Source organism: Streptomyces sp. AMJ-169, from assembly GCF_055597585.1.
Map to the genome: position 1 here is coordinate 233,472 of NZ_JBVLTJ010000004.1, position 13,750 is coordinate 247,221.

General features: G+C 73.3%; 9 protein-coding genes. 4 read left to right on the forward strand and 5 right to left on the reverse strand.

The features are described 5' to 3' along the window. The first annotated feature begins 108 nt into the window (after positions 1 to 108). Together ACYUD3_RS12040 and ACYUD3_RS12045 are read left to right on the forward strand one after the other, a co-directional pair. A complete protein-coding gene (locus ACYUD3_RS12040) occupies positions 109 to 1,674 on the forward strand; it encodes a protein kinase domain-containing protein (RefSeq protein ID WP_470967870.1) in 1,566 nt (521 codons plus the stop codon). Positions 1,675 to 1,873: 199 nt separating this feature from the next. Next, positions 1,874 to 4,120 (forward strand): sensor histidine kinase, encoded by a 2,247-nt coding sequence (locus tag ACYUD3_RS12045; protein ID WP_470967872.1) that lies wholly within the window; start codon positions 1,874 to 1,876, stop codon positions 4,118 to 4,120. A gap of 150 nt (positions 4,121 to 4,270) precedes the next feature. Here ACYUD3_RS12045 and ACYUD3_RS12050 read toward each other — a convergent pair whose 3' ends face one another. Further along, on the reverse strand, positions 4,271 to 5,914 hold the full coding sequence (locus tag ACYUD3_RS12050; protein WP_470967874.1) for a cellulase family glycosylhydrolase: 1,644 nt from the start codon (positions 5,912 to 5,914) through the stop codon (positions 4,271 to 4,273). A gap of 477 nt (positions 5,915 to 6,391) precedes the next feature. Further along, positions 6,392 to 7,378 (reverse strand): ATP-grasp domain-containing protein, encoded by a 987-nt coding sequence (locus tag ACYUD3_RS12055; protein ID WP_470967877.1) that lies wholly within the window; start codon positions 7,376 to 7,378, stop codon positions 6,392 to 6,394. Between the two features lie 394 nt (positions 7,379 to 7,772). On the opposite strand from ACYUD3_RS12055, the gene ACYUD3_RS12060 reads away from it, so the two are divergent. Both ACYUD3_RS12060 and ACYUD3_RS12065 read left to right on the forward strand, forming a co-directional pair. After that, complete coding sequence (locus tag ACYUD3_RS12060; protein ID WP_470967878.1) at positions 7,773 to 8,309, forward strand: hypothetical protein; 537 nt, start codon at positions 7,773 to 7,775, stop codon at positions 8,307 to 8,309. A gap of 15 nt (positions 8,310 to 8,324) precedes the next feature. Beyond that, complete coding sequence (locus ACYUD3_RS12065) at positions 8,325 to 8,648, forward strand: DUF6191 domain-containing protein (RefSeq protein ID WP_470967880.1); 324 nt, start codon at positions 8,325 to 8,327, stop codon at positions 8,646 to 8,648. 12 nt (positions 8,649 to 8,660) lie between these two features. Here ACYUD3_RS12065 and ACYUD3_RS12070 read toward each other — a convergent pair whose 3' ends face one another. From ACYUD3_RS12070 to ACYUD3_RS12080, 3 genes are all read right to left on the reverse strand, one after another. Further along, complete coding sequence (locus tag ACYUD3_RS12070) at positions 8,661 to 9,116, reverse strand: RpiB/LacA/LacB family sugar-phosphate isomerase (protein WP_470967883.1); 456 nt, start codon at positions 9,114 to 9,116, stop codon at positions 8,661 to 8,663. Between the two features lie 83 nt (positions 9,117 to 9,199). Next, positions 9,200 to 12,148 carry a SpoIIE family protein phosphatase gene (locus ACYUD3_RS12075; RefSeq protein ID WP_470967886.1) on the reverse strand — a complete coding sequence of 983 codons (2,949 nt, stop codon included), beginning with the start codon at positions 12,146 to 12,148 and terminating at the stop codon, positions 9,200 to 9,202. A gap of 219 nt (positions 12,149 to 12,367) precedes the next feature. Then, positions 12,368 to 13,534, reverse strand: coding sequence for a winged helix DNA-binding domain-containing protein (locus ACYUD3_RS12080; RefSeq protein ID WP_470967888.1), 1,167 nt, complete (start codon positions 13,532 to 13,534; stop codon positions 12,368 to 12,370). Positions 13,535 to 13,750: the final 216 nt, after the last annotated feature.

Here is a 13,750-nt window from a genome sequence, read left to right on the forward strand (position 1 = left end):
CCTCGCGGAAGTGGCGGAATCCCTGATCCCCGAGCCGTCCCTGAGCTAGCCTCGGTCTCCCACCACAGGCGAACTCACGTACGACGCACATCACTTCGGGGAACATCTGTGTCAGACCAGCGACCGGACCCGGCGGCCGAAGAGGCTCGCGCGCTGCGGCTCACCGGCGCCGTGCCCCTGCGCCCCGGCGACCCCGAACTCATCGGCCCCTACACGGCGTTGGCGCTCCTCGGCAGCGGCGGCATGGGCCGGGTGTATCTGGCGCGGGCGGCGGACGGCGGTCCCGGGCTGTTCGCAGTGAAGGTGATCCGGCCCGAGTACGCCGAGGACGTCCGCTTCCGCCGCCGCTTCGAGCGCGAGGCGCTGGTCCACGAGCGCATCCGCACCCCGCGCGCCCCGCGCTTATGCGGCACCGGATTCGCCGCCGACCTGCTGTGGATGGCCACCGAGTACCTGCCCGCGCTCGATCTCACCGCCGCCGTACGGGAGTTGGGCGCCCTCTCCCCGGCGGCCGTGTGGCGTCTGGTCGCCGAACTCGGTGAGGCGCTGGACGTGCTGGCGGCGGCGAGGGTCGTGCACCGCGATCTCAAGCCCTCCAACGTCCTTGTCTCCGACGCCGGTTCGCACGTCATCGACTTCGGCATCGCCAAGGCCGTCGACGCGAGCGCGATCACCGGCACCGGCGACCGGGTCGGGACGCCCGCCTACATGTCCCCGGAGTATCTGCGCACCGGCGACTGCGAGACCGCCTCCGACGTGTTCTCCCTCGCCTGCACCCTGGTCTACGCCGCCACCGGGCACGCCCCGTTCGGCGACGGCACCGGCGTGGACGTCATGCACCGCGTCGCCTTCGAGGACCCCGACCCGCACGTCCTCGCCCAACTCCACGCCAGAGACCCGGCGTTGGCGGCCCTCCTCACCTCCTGCCTGGCGAAGGACCCCGCCGGCCGCCCCACCCCGCAGACCCTGCGCACGACGGCCGCCGAACGCGGCACGCCCGCCCGCTGGCCCGGCCTCCTGGACGACCGCCTCATCGCCCTGCGCGAGGCGTACGACGTCCTGGCCCCGCCCGCCGAAGCGCCCCCGGCGCCGCCGTCAACTCCCCTGCCCCACAAGCCCAGAGGACGCGCCTTGGTCCTCAGCGCGGCCCTCGTCCTCTGCGCCCTCACCGCGACCGTCCTCGTCCTCACCCGCCCCGGCCCGCCCGCCGCCGCGGTCCCGCCGCCCCCGGACACCGCCACGGCCGCCGAGCGGACCCCGCCGCCCGACGCACCCCACGCCGAGACACCGGCCGGGGCGAAGGACGCGGACCGGCCCCTCCCCGAGAAGCAGGACCGGGACGAACCGACGACGGCCCCCGCCTCCGAGGAACTCCCGCCCGCCACCGCCTCCCGGTCACCCCAAGTCCCCACGCCCGCAGCCGAGTCGACGCCTGCGGAGGCTTGCGCCCACTACTCCGGCAACGGCCGCACCGGGCCCGGCGACAGCGGCAAGAAGGTCCTCCAGGTCCAATGCCTGCTGATCCAGCGGGGATACGCCATCGGCGGCCCCGTGGACGGCAGTTACGGCGACGGGACGGCGGGCGCGGTGCGGGCGGTGCAGGCGGACGCGGGGCTGGCCGTCACCGGGACCGTGGACCGCGCGACGTGGGAAGCTCTGCGCGCCGCCGGGTGACCGGGGTGGCCCGACGGGGTGCGTGCGGCGTACGCAGCCTCCGAACTTATGTGAAACTTGGACTGCTTGGGCCGAACGCCGGGCGTCAATGATCGCGTGATGCTAAGAATTGGCCAGATCAGAACGAGTCGTGCCCTGACCCGGCTGCCGGGCGGGCACCGTGTCCGTACGGACGGCTCGGAACCGAATGGGACGCTCTTTGCCGAACACCTCAGCCCCCGCGCCGGGCGCGAAAGCCTCCGGGCCGGCCGCGAAGGCGCGGTCCGCCAAGGCCCGGACACAGCAGCCCCTGACCGGCAACTGGCCGGTGGCCAGGCGGCTTCGGGCCGTGCTGCTGATCCCGGTGCTGGTCGCGCTGGCCCTCGGCGGACTGCGGGTCAAGACCTCCCTGGAGACCTGGCGGGACGCCGACGACGCGGTCAAAGTGGCCGAACTCGTGGGCGTGGCAAGCCGGTACGCGAGCAGCGCCATCAACGAGCGGGACGTCTCCGTCGTCCCGCTGCTGCGCGGTCAGCGGGACGCGGCGGTCGTCGTCGAGGCGCGGAAGGTGACCGACGCGGACGCGTTGGCGTTCGCCGACGCGGTGGCGCGGATGCCCCAAGAGCCCAGGCTGCTCAGGCGAGTTGCGCTGGTGCGGGCCGGGGAGCGGCAGTTGGCGCAGGTGCGGGCGGACGCGTTCACCGCGCGGACGTCGGGGGTGCGGACCGAGGAGAGCTACTACGCGGTCCAGCACCCGCTGATGGAGATCTCCAACGAGCTGGGCTACGGCAGCAGCAACCAGTCGAGTTTCGGCCGTTCCCTGTACGCCATCTCCCTCACGCAGGCCGCCGAGTCCCTGATCCGGTCCATCGGCACACACCTCCTGGTCGGCGACCGCGCCTCCCTCACGCAGGGTGAACTCGCCGTGCAGCTCCAGGCGTTCAGGTCGTACGCCTATCTGGAGCAGGTCGCGCTGCGCGAGTACGCCGCCGCCGGTACCGCCGACGACACCGCGCGGCTGCAACGGGCGCTGGCCGACGCCGACGCGCGGGGGCGGGCGCGGATCACACAGGCCGCCCAGGCGGCGCGGGACGCGGGGCGGACGTACGTCGCGCCGCCGACGATGGCCGTGATGATCGACCGGATCGCCTCGGGGGCGCCGGTCGACGCGCTCGCTCAACAGGGCATCACCGCCGACGCGTTCTTCGCCTCGTCCACGCTCGGCTTCGACGCCTATCGCGGGGTCCAGGTCCAGCTGGTCGCCGACGCACTCACCAATGCCCGCGCCATCTCCGCCAGTTCGCGTGACGACGCCGTCATGAACGCCGCGCTGGTGGTCGCCGCCGTGCTGCTGGCGTTCCTCCTCGCGTCCTGGGTGGCCCGCTCGATGAGCCGGGGCATGCGCAGGCTGAGCGCGTCCGCGCTGGAGATCGCCGAGCACCGACTCCCCGTGCTGGTGGGCAAGTTGACCGCCGAGGGGGCCGGGTACACCGACACCCGGGTGGCGCCGATCCCGATCACCTCGACCGACGAGATCGGCGAAGTCGCCCGTGCCTTCGACCACGTGCACCGCGAGACCGTCCGACTGGCCGCCGAGCAGACGCAGTTGAGAGGCGCCGTCAACGCCATCTTCACCAACCTCGCGCGCCGCAACCAGTCCCTCGTCGAACGCCAACTCGCCCTGATCGGCGACCTGGAGGACCACGAGACCGACCCCGACCAGTTGGAGAACCTGTTCCGGCTCGACCATCTCGCCACCCGGGTCCGGCGCAACGGCGAGAACCTCCTCGTCCTCGGCGGCGAGCGGCCCGCCCAGCAGTGGGACCAGCCGCTGTCCCTCGTCGACGTCATCCGCGCCGCCTGCTCCGAGGTGGAGAGTTACGAGCGGATCGAGTTCGCGGGCGTCCCGGACGTCGAGATCGGCGGCGTCGCCGTCACCGACCTCGTGCATCTGCTCGCCGAACTCCTGGAGAACGCCACGATGTTCTCCTCCCCGCACACCCGCGTCCGGGTCACCGCGTCCCGGCTGCCGGACGGCGGGGTGATGACCGAGATCCACGACCACGGGGTGGGCCTGAGCCCCGAGGACTTCGCGACCCTCAACCGCAAGCTCGCCGACCCGCCGGCCGCCGACGCCGCCGTCTCCCGGCACATGGGCCTCTTCGTCGTCAGCCGCCTCGCCCACCGGCACAGTGTGCGCGTCCAACTCCGGCCCGCCAGCGGCCGGTCGGGCACCACCGCCCTCGTCCTGCTGCCCGCCGCGCTGACCCTGCGCGAACTCCCCGACTCCGACACCCTGACCCTGCGCAGGGCGCTCCCGGCCCGGCGCGGGCCCGAAGAGGACGTCGACGCGTTCACCGCCTACGAGTCCTGGGGCGACCACAGCGAGCCGGTGGAGGAAGAGGTCGAACGGCCGCGGCTGCGGCCCTGGCGGCGGCGCAAGAAGGAAGCCCGGCAGGAGAGTTGAGCCCTCTTGAGCCCACTCCCCCTTGAGCCCACCCCCCTTGAGCCCCCTCCCGTTTGAGCCCTCCCGTTTGAGCCCCCTCCCGGCGCGGGAAGCCGACCGGGGCGTTCCGCGCCCGCCCCGGTCGACCCGCCCTACAGAACTGACGGCCCATCAAGAGACCGCACAGGAAACCCCGTTCAGCGAGAACGCCCCCGGCGCCGTATTGGCCGCCCCCTTGTTCGCGGTGAACCCCACGGTCACCGAACCCCCCGCCGCGATGACGGTCGTATAGGCGGCCGGTTTCACGCTCACCGCTCCCCCGCTCTGCGTGGCCGTCCCGCCCCACATATTGCTGACGGTCTGCCCGTCCGCGAACGCGAAGGCGAGCGTCCACCCGTTGATCGCGGTGGTGTCGGTGTTGCGGATGACGATCTCCCCCTGGAACCCGCCGGGCCAGTCCCCGACGGACCGGTACCCGACCGCACAGGACTGCCCCGGCGCGGGCTGCGCGGTCGTCACGGCGACCGTCCCGGACCGCGCCGAACGGTTCCCGGCGGCGTCACGGGCGTAGACGGCGAAGGTGTACGACGTCGACGGTGAAAGCCCGGACACCGTCACGGAGTTGGTGGTGGACGCGGCGGCGGTCGCCTCGGTGGCGCCGCTGACGCGGACCACGTCGTACGCACTCACGCCAACGTTGTCCGAGGACGCGGCCCAGGTCAGGGTGGCCGAGGTGGAGGTGACCGCGGAAGCCGTGGGGGTGCCCGGGGCGGTCGGGGCCTGGGTGTCGCCGCCGGAGCCGCCGCCGAAGACGGTGGCCTCCTTCGCGGTGCTCGCGATGCCGTTGGCGCCGTTGAAGACCCGCTGGCCCCACGAACTCAGCTTGGTGGCATCGAAGTTGAGGGCCAGGTCCAGGATCGGGTCGGTGTTGCCGCTCCAGCTCCAGGCCAGGTAGCCGAGCCTGAGCTGCTGGGCCGCGGCCATCATGGTGTCCTCGTCGGGGTCGCCGTACTGGTCGGCGGGTCCGCCGAACTCCCCGATCAGCAACGGGAGTTTGGCGTTGACGAAGGCGTTGAGGTAGTCGGTGACCTTCTCGGCCGTGTTGAAGACGCTGTACATGTGGATCGAGAAGATGAGGTTGCCGGTGGTGTCGGCGGCGTACACGGCCTGGGCGTTGGCGCGCATCACGCCCTGCCAGTCCTGGCCCCAGTTGGGGGCGTCGACCATGATGAGGTGCTGGAGTCCGGCCGCGCGCAGTTTCTGGACCGCGGCGATCGTCGGGGCGGTCCAGCCGTCCGGACTCGTGTTGCCCCAGGGCTCGTTGCCTATGTTGAGGGCGATGTAGTCCTCCTGGCCGACGAGGACGCTCTTGAGGCCGATCCAGTAGTCGGCGGCCTGGTCGAGGGTGCCCGCCGCCGCGTCCTCGCCGTAGCCGGTGGTGTCGTGCACCTCCAGGACGCAGATCAGCCGGTTCGCCTTGCACTGGGTGATGACGTTCGCGACGTCGGAGGCGCTGTTCGCGGTCCAGCGGTGGCCGTCGGCGAGGACGACGCGGACGGTGTTCGCGCCGAGAGCCTTGATGTCGGAGAGGGACTGGTTCAGCCGGGTGGGGTACCAGGTGTGCGCGTGGTTGACGCCGCGCATCACGAAGTCGTTCCCGTTGGCTTCCAGGAGGCGGCCGTTGCCGATGTGCAGGCCGGTCGCCTTGATGCCGGGCGCGGCCGAGACGGCGCCGGGGGCGAACGCACCGAGCAGGAGCGCCCCGAGCAGCGCGGCCAGCGCCCGCAACAGGGAGGTGCTTCTTGCTGTTCTCACTGCGGCTCCAGAGAGTGAGCGCCAAGAAGTTCAGGCTGGGGGGAAAGAGATGGGAGCGCTCCCATAAACCCACTCCGCCAAGTACACGTCAAGAGAACCGTCAAGGGCGGCTTCGCGACCGGCGTATTTCCGATGTGCGCACGGTGGCATATTCGGGTCGCTTCCTGGGGATGACCGGCTCACAGAAGGTCGGCACGGCCCGAACGGCACAGGACGCGACGCTCCCGGCACAGCCGCGGGGGACGAGGAGGCGGACGTGAAGAGGATCCAGCTGAACAGGCATCCCCGTGGGCCCCGTCGGCCGGAGCCGCAGGATCTGCGGACCCCTTCGGGGCGGCAGCTGCCCTACTGACGGGCCGCGTACGGCGGCGCGGCCGGGGTCAACTGCCCCGCCGCGCCGCCGACTTCACTGTTGGACCCCGTCCCGGTGACGGTCGGGCGGAGCACATCTGTCGGGTGCTCCGCCGTCGGTTCACGTCACCGGGACGGGAGCTTGGCCCCCTGTCCGGGCAGCGCGGACAGCGTGTCGCGGCGCAGGGCGAGGGCGTCGAGGTGGGCCTCGATGTACGGGACGGCGACGAGCGGGAGTTCGCCGTCGACGAAGGCGGGCTGGACGTTGACCTCGAAGACGACGCCGCCGTTCTCGATCGCCAAGTCGACGCCGGCGAAGCGCAGTCCGACGGAGGCGGTGGCGGCGATCGCCAACTCGGCCAGCCGGGGCGGCAGTTCCTGCGGGGTGAGGTGGACCGGGGTGGCGCCCTGGCAGGTGTTGCAGGGGGTGTCGTCGTCGGGCTGGAGGTGTTCGCGGGCGTGCACGACCTGGCCGTCGAGGACGAAGACGCGGAACTGGTGGCGCTGCCCGTCGGCGGTGATGTTCCCGGCGTCGCGGGAGAGCATCCAGTCGGTGTCCTGGGCGGCGTAATAGCGGGTGGCTTCGGCGAGTTGGGTGTGCGTGGTGACGTGGAAGGTGTCGTTGCCGCCGGTGCCGACGACCGGGCGGGCCCAGGTGTCGCCGCCCAGCTTGTCGAAGGCGGCGCCCGCCTCGCCGGCGGTGGGGCGGGACAGGACGAGGGTCTCCATGTGGGCGACGCCGTCGCGGCGGAAGCGCTCCACGGTGAGGTTCTTCTCGGTGGCCGTGCGCCAGGCGGCCGGTCCGGTGCCGAGGGTGACAAGTCCCGGCGCCTCCAGCAGCACCTGGAACGCGGCGAGTTCATGGCGCCGGTGCGGCGGTATCTCGTACAGGACGACCACGTCGGGGACGAAGTCCAGTTCCTGCTCGGGGACCTGGAGGCGTAACCGGTCGCCCTCGGGGGCGGCGCGGCCGGTGCCGGTGGGGGTGAAGTGGCGGGAGTCGATACGGACCGGCGGGGTTCCGGTGAGCAGTTCGGCGGCCTCGGCGAGGTACTCCCGGCAGCCTTCGGGCGACGTGGGGTCGGCGATCAGGGCGATGCACGGTCGGGACACAGCGGCCTCCTGGTGCTTTCGACGCGACTCGTGCCGTGGGTTACCCGGTGCCTCGGCCCGAGCGGTGTCACGGATGGTGCCTGGCGCGCGGGGCCCCGTCGCCGGAGGCGGCGCCGCGCCCGGGGGTCCGGCCGGTCGGGGCGGCGGCCGGGGCCACGGGTTCGGTGCGGTCCGCCCCGCCGGTCCCGCGCCGCAGGGCTGTGGCGCAACAGTAGGCGCCCGGCGGCAGGTCGGGCCAGGGCGCACGCGCCCCCGGTACCTGCCCCGGACCTTGCGCCGGACGCCCCGCCCGTGCGCCCCGGCGAAAAGGGCGGGGCGGCCGGTCCGGAAAAGGCGCAGTCGTCTGAGTACGGGCACTCATGCGGAGGTAGGCCCAGAGCCTTACGGTGTGCGCATGGCGAGAGAGCTTGAGCGGACCGGGGCGAGTCAAGTGCGGGTGCTGGAGGGGCCGTTGCACACGGAGTGGCTGTGCGGGGTGACCGCGTTCAGCTGGGTCGCCGTGACGGTCGCGGGGGCGTACGGGCTGCTCGGGGAGCGTCCGTCGGGGCCCGCGCTGCTGCTGTGCCTGACGCTGCCGTTCGCCCTGCACTTCGCGCTGCGGGGGCGGTTCGCGGTGCGGTTCGACGACGCGGGGCTGACCGTGGTGCGGCCGTGGGGGCGGCGGCGGGTGGCGTGGTGGCAGGTGACCGCGGTGGGCTTCGAGCGGCTGCCGGTCGGGGAGGACGACGTGGAGCGGTGGGCGGTGTCGGTGACGGCCGGGGCGCGGTCGCTGCCGCTGGTCACCGTGGACGACCGGGACGAGCCGTCCCGGGACACCCTGGAGCGGCACGGGCGGATCTTCGCGCCGCTGGCCCGGCGGGGGATGCGGCCCCAAGGGGAGCGGGAACAGGACTACTTCGCCCGCGCGGTGGGGTCGTTGTCAGTGGGCTGACCCATACTGGGCCGCATGGGATTCGCCGTCTTCATGACTCTGCCGGGACTGGTCATCCTGCTGACCGCCGTCGCCTTCGTGGACCAGCTCCTGCTGCGCGCGGGCCGGGCCGGCGTCCTGCCCTGGCGGGGTCATGTGCGGCAGGGCCAGATCTCGGCGACCGGCTTCGAGCAGCTGCACGCGGTGCTGTCGCCGGGCAAGCAGAACGAGCTGAAGGAGCGCCAGTCGTCGCTGGTCATGCGGGACGACGAGGAGGACGGCGCGCCGCCGCACCGGACCACGGTGGATCTGGAGGGCGGCCGGGCGGTCGTACGAATACCTCCGCGCGGCGCGCGCTAGACGCCGGCCGGCTCAGGTCCGCGGCGCGCTGCCGTCCAACTGTCCGACGTGTACGACGTTCCCCCGGTCCTCCGCGTCCGTGCTCGGCTCTGCCGTGAACCAGGCGTCCAGGATCTCCTTCAGGAGGGGCTCGGAGGTCAGGCGCAGGCTCAGGGCGAGGGTGTTGGCGTCGTTCCAGCGGCGGGCGCCGTCGGCGGTGTAGGCGTCGGCGCACAGGGCGGCGCGCACGCCGGGGATCTTGTTGGCGGCGATGGAGGCGCCGGTGCCGGTCCAGCAGCAGACGACCGCCTGGTCGGCGCGGCCCTCGGCGACGTCCCGGGCGGCGGCCTCGGAGCAGACGGCCCATCGGGGGTCGGCGCCCGGCTTCAAGGCCCCGTACGCGGTGACTTCGTGACCGCGCTCCGCCAACTGCTCGACGAGGGCTCGGGCCACGGGTTCGTCCATGTCGGAGGAGACGGAGATGCGCATGGGGTCAGCTTAGGCGCCGCCGGCCGCAGGGAGCCGGGCCTCCCGAGCGAGCCCCCGCAAGGCCTCCCCCGCCCCGCGCCCCCTCACCACTCGTCCCCGAACGGCAGCGCGTCCAGGTCCCCGTCGAACGTCTCGACCACCGGAAGTCCCGGCAGCCCCGCCAGACCTGGAGGTCCCGCCGGCTCCGGCAGTCCGGGCCGGCCCGAGGTCAGTTCCGGTGCGGTGAGCGGCTGTTCGGTCCAGATGCACTTGCCGGTCGCGGTGTAGCGGGTGCCCCAGCGGTTGGAGAGGGCGGTGATGAGATGCAGGCCCCGGCCGCCCTCATCGGTGTCGGTGGCCCGGCGGATGCGCGGCATGGTGAGGCTGCCGTCGAAGACCTCGCAGACGAGGTCGGTGCCGTGCAGCAGCCGCAGCCGGGCGGGACCGCGGGCATGCCGTACGACGTTCCCGACCAGCTCGCTGACCAGGAGTTCCGTGGTCGGGACGAGGGCGTCGAGCTGCCAGGCGGCGAGTTGTTCGCGGACGTGTCTGCGGGCCTCTCCGGCGGCTCTGGGGTCGTCGGGCAGATACCAGGAGGCGATGTGTTCGCTGGGCAGGGCGTGCAGGCGGGCGACGAGGAAGGCAGCGTCGTCGGCGGTCTGCTGGTCGGCGGGCAGCAGGCCTTCGGCGAGGGTGTCGCAGAGGGACTCCAGGTCGGCGGTGGTGCCGGCGCGGTGGGCGGTGCGCAGCAGCCGGCCGAGGTCGTCCATGCCCTGGTCGATGTCGCGGACGGAGGACTCGACGAGGCCGTCGGTGTACAGGACGAGCAGGCTGCCTTCGGGGACGGCGAGTTCGACCGTCTCGAAGGGGGGTTTGGCGGTGCCGAGCGGCGGGTCCACGGTACCGCCGGAGAAGTGGACGCTGCCGTCGGGGTGGACCAGCGCGGCCGGTGGGTGTCCGGCGCGGGAGATGGTGCAGGTCTGGGTGGTGGAGTCGTAGAGGGCGTACAGGCAGGTGACGTAGGAGCGTTCGCCCATGGCGCCGACGATGTCGTTGAGGTGGCCCATGATCTCGTCCGGCGGGAGTTCCAGGGCGGCGAGGGTGTGGACGGCGGTGCGCAGCCGGCCCATCATGACGGCCTCGGGCAGTCCGTGGCCGACGACGTCGCCGACGACGAGGGCGACCTGGCCGCCGGAGAGCGGGATGACGTCGTACCAGTCGCCGCCGACGTCCATGCCGCGCCCGGCGGGGAGGTAGCGGGCGGCGGCGGTGCAGGCGGGGACCTCGGGGAGGGCGTCGGGCAGGAGGCTGCGCTGGAGTTCGCGGGAGCGGGTGTGCTCGGCGTCGTAGAGACGGGCGCGTTCCAGGGCCTGGGCGACGAGGGCGCTGATGGTGGTCAGCAGGGTGCGTTCCTCGTCGGTGAGGCGGCGGGGGCGGTCGAAGGCGACGACGCACACGCCGAAGGTGTGGCCGGAGGCGGTGAGCGGCAGGAACGCCCAGGCCTGCTTCGCGGCGCGGGCCGGCATGGCGGCCAGCTGGGGGGAGCGTTCGGCGAGTTCGGCGGCGGTGGAGAGGAAGAGGGGGGTGCCGTGGGCGATGGCGTCCCAGGCGGGGTCGCGGGGGGCGCGGCGGCGGTCGTCGATCTCGGTGAGGAAGTCCTCGGGGTAGCCGACGGCGCCGACGTTGTGCAGCCGGTCGTTCTCGATGACCTGGACGAGGAGTCCGCCGGCGGCGAAGGGGGGCAGGACGCGGCGGGCGACGGCGTCGACGACGTCCTGGGAGGTGGTGGCCTTGGCGAGGGCGGCGGTCAGTTCGGCGATCCGGCCGGCCCGCTGGGAGGCGGCGCGTTCGGAGGCGCGGCGCTCGTCGGCGAGGCGGCGCTTCTCGGTGACGTCGGTGAAGTACAGGGTGCGGCCGTCGGGTCCGGGGACGAGGCGCAGGTGGAAGCGGCGGCCCCGGTCGGGGAGGTGGACGTCGAACCCGGCGGGCTTCTCCTCGTCGGCGGCCTTGCGGCAGCGCTGTTCGAGGCCGGGGACGAGGCGGACGGCGGGCAGGTCCCACAGGCAGCGGCCGAACAGCTCCTGCTCGGAGAAGCCCATGATGTGTTCGGCCTCGACGTTGGCGAACGTGATGCGCCAGTCGTCGTCGACGGCGAGGAATCCGTCGCTCATATGGCGTACGGCGCGGCTGAGGGCGTCGCGGGTGGAGCGTCCGGCGTCGCCGTCCCAGCCCATGCCGACCATGCGGTGCGGGGTGCCGTCGGGGTGGTGGGTGGCCTTGCCGCGGGCGCGGGTCCAGCCCCAGTTGCCGTCGAGTTTGCGGACGCGGTACTCGGCCTCGTACACGCCGTGGTCGCGGATGGCGCGTTCGGCGGCGGTCAGGGTGGGGGCGAGGTCGTCGGGGTGGACGGCGCGCATCCAGTCGTCGATGCGGCCGGTGTAGTCGGCGGGGCGGATGCCGTACAGCTCCAGGGCGGCGTCGTCCAGGATGAGTTCGCCGGTGCGGATGTCCCAGTCCCAGGAGCCGACCCGGACCTCTTTGAGGGCTTCGCGGACGCGTTCGGCGGTGGGTTCCGTCTGGGTCGCGGGCCAGGCGGGCGGCGGGGCCTGGGCGAGGCGCTGTTCGGTCCAGTCGACGAGGGCGCGCAGGTACGTCCACTGCGGGGCGGTCGGGGCGCCGGCGTCGCCGGTGAGGAGGGTGAGGGCGCCGGTGCTGCGGCCGCCGCTGTGCAGGGGGAGGGCGGCGAGGCCGGTGCCGGGCCAGGGGACGTCGGTGGTGGTGCCGGACAGTGGCAGCCAGACGCCGCTGCCGCGATGCAGGGCGCGGGCGGGGGCCTGCGGGCCGTCCTGGTCGAGGAGGTGCCAGGAGCGCACGAGCGCGGGGGGCAGTCCGCTCTCGGCGACGAGCTTCAGCGCCGTCATGGGTCCGCGCAGGTGGATCGTGCCGCCCAGGGCGCCGAGTTCGGCGACCGCGTGCTGAAGGGCCAGTCGGAAGACTTCGCTCTCCGGGGTACCTGGGGGGACCGTGCCGAGCAAAGCCAACCGCGCGTTCATGCTGGGAACCTTATCGTTCACGTCTCGGACGAAACCGTGCTTCGCAGAATTCTCACCGGTCACGGGCCCGGACACCATGCGAACCCCAATCCGCGCGGGGGCACACCGAGTTCATCACCGGGGCGAGCGGGGCACGAGAGGCGCAGACGTCGCACAGGGGCGGCCGAACGACCGCCGGGGCGGTCGGGCACGCGCCTGAAGATACCCGTAACAGCCCGTTCAGGACTTCTCGTACAGCTTTCGCTCCAGCGGGGTGCGGAAGCTGGGCCGTACGCGCGTCTCGCCGAAGAAGGCGGCGAGGCGGGCGGCTTCGGCGGCGACCGCCCGGCGGTCGGCCCTCTGGTCGAGGAGGTGGGTGACGATCTCCCCGTCGGGCCGCTGCGCCCAGGCGCCCGCGATCCGTCCGTCCCACCACACCGTGGGCCCGATGTTGCCGGTGGTGTCGAAGAGCTGGGCGGTGTGCGCCGGGTCGAGGTACCAGTCGCGGTGGCGCCAGCCCATCGGGGTCGGGTCGAGGGCGGGCAGCAGGGCCGCGCCGGGTTCGACGGGGGCGGGCGGCTCCAGGTGGGCGGGGAGGGCGTGGCCGGGGCCGTGGTCGAGGGTGACGGGGAGCGCGCCGCAGTCGGCGAGGGCCTTGCGGGTGTCGGTCAGGGTCCAGCCCGTCCACCATTTGACGTCGTCGGTACCGGCCGGTCCGAACGTCTCCAGGTAGCGGGCGGCGAGCGCGGCCCGCGCCTCGGCGGCGGGCAGTTGGGGGTACGGCTGCGCGAGCCGCCACCGGAACTGCGAGGAGGCCCAACTGCCCAGCGGGCGGCCCCGCCTGATCCGGTTCTCGGCGGCCATCACCCCGAGGAGCCGGTTGGCGATCCGCGGCCGGGCCTCGTACGGCTTGCCGGGCGACTGGACGATCCGGTCGGCCAGCTCCGGTACGGCGTCCCCGAGTTGCGCGGCCGTCGCCTCGCCGAGCCCGGTGAGGGCCGCGGTCACCTTCTCCTCGACGGACGTGAACTTGTGTTCGTCGTAGCCGAGTTGATCGGCCAGCGTCTTCAGCAGGTCGCGGCGCAGGCGGGCGGCGACCGGGCGGGCCGCGGCGGCGTCGACGACCGGGGCGAGGTCGCGGGGGACGACGAAGACGGTGCGGCGCATGCAGAGCATCCGGATCAGCGTGCCGTCCTCGTACAGGGCCCGCTCCAGGTGCCGCGGCGCCGGGTCGGCGAGGCGGGCGGCGGCCGACAGGTGGACGCTCGCCGGGTCGGTGGCGTGCAGGGCGAGGACGGCGTCGGCCACCTGCTCGGGGCCGGCCGCGCGCAGGGCGGGCGTGAGCAGGTGGCGGACGGTGAGGCGGGCGCGGCGGTCGGCGTCGGTGATGCGGGGGAGGGCGGTCATGGCGCCGGAGGATAGCGGCGCGTCCCCGGATCCGGGGCATCCGCTTCGGGACACCCCGTCGGCACGCGCCGCCGCTCCCCCGGGACATCCCATAAGTGCGCCGCCGCTCCCCCGGGACGCCCCGTCAGCGCGCCGCCGCTCCCCCGGAACACCCCGTCAGCGCGCGCCACTTCTCTCGGCACACCCCCTCAGCGCGCGCCGCTCCTCTCGGCACAC

Excerpts from the sequence above, each read along its gene's own strand:
- ACYUD3_RS12080 (WP_470967888.1), bottom strand. The coding sequence starts at position 13,534 with ATGACCGCCCTCCCCCGCATCACCGACGCCGACCGCCGCGCCCGCCTC.
- ACYUD3_RS12070 (WP_470967883.1), bottom strand. The coding sequence starts at position 9,116 with ATGCGCATCTCCGTCTCCTCCGACATGGACGAACCCGTGGCCCGAGCC.
- ACYUD3_RS12060 (WP_470967878.1), top strand. The coding sequence starts at position 7,773 with ATGGCGAGAGAGCTTGAGCGGACCGGGGCGAGTCAAGTGCGGGTGCTG.
- ACYUD3_RS12065 (WP_470967880.1), top strand. The coding sequence starts at position 8,325 with ATGGGATTCGCCGTCTTCATGACTCTGCCGGGACTGGTCATCCTGCTG.
- ACYUD3_RS12075 (WP_470967886.1), bottom strand. The coding sequence starts at position 12,148 with ATGAACGCGCGGTTGGCTTTGCTCGGCACGGTCCCCCCAGGTACCCCG.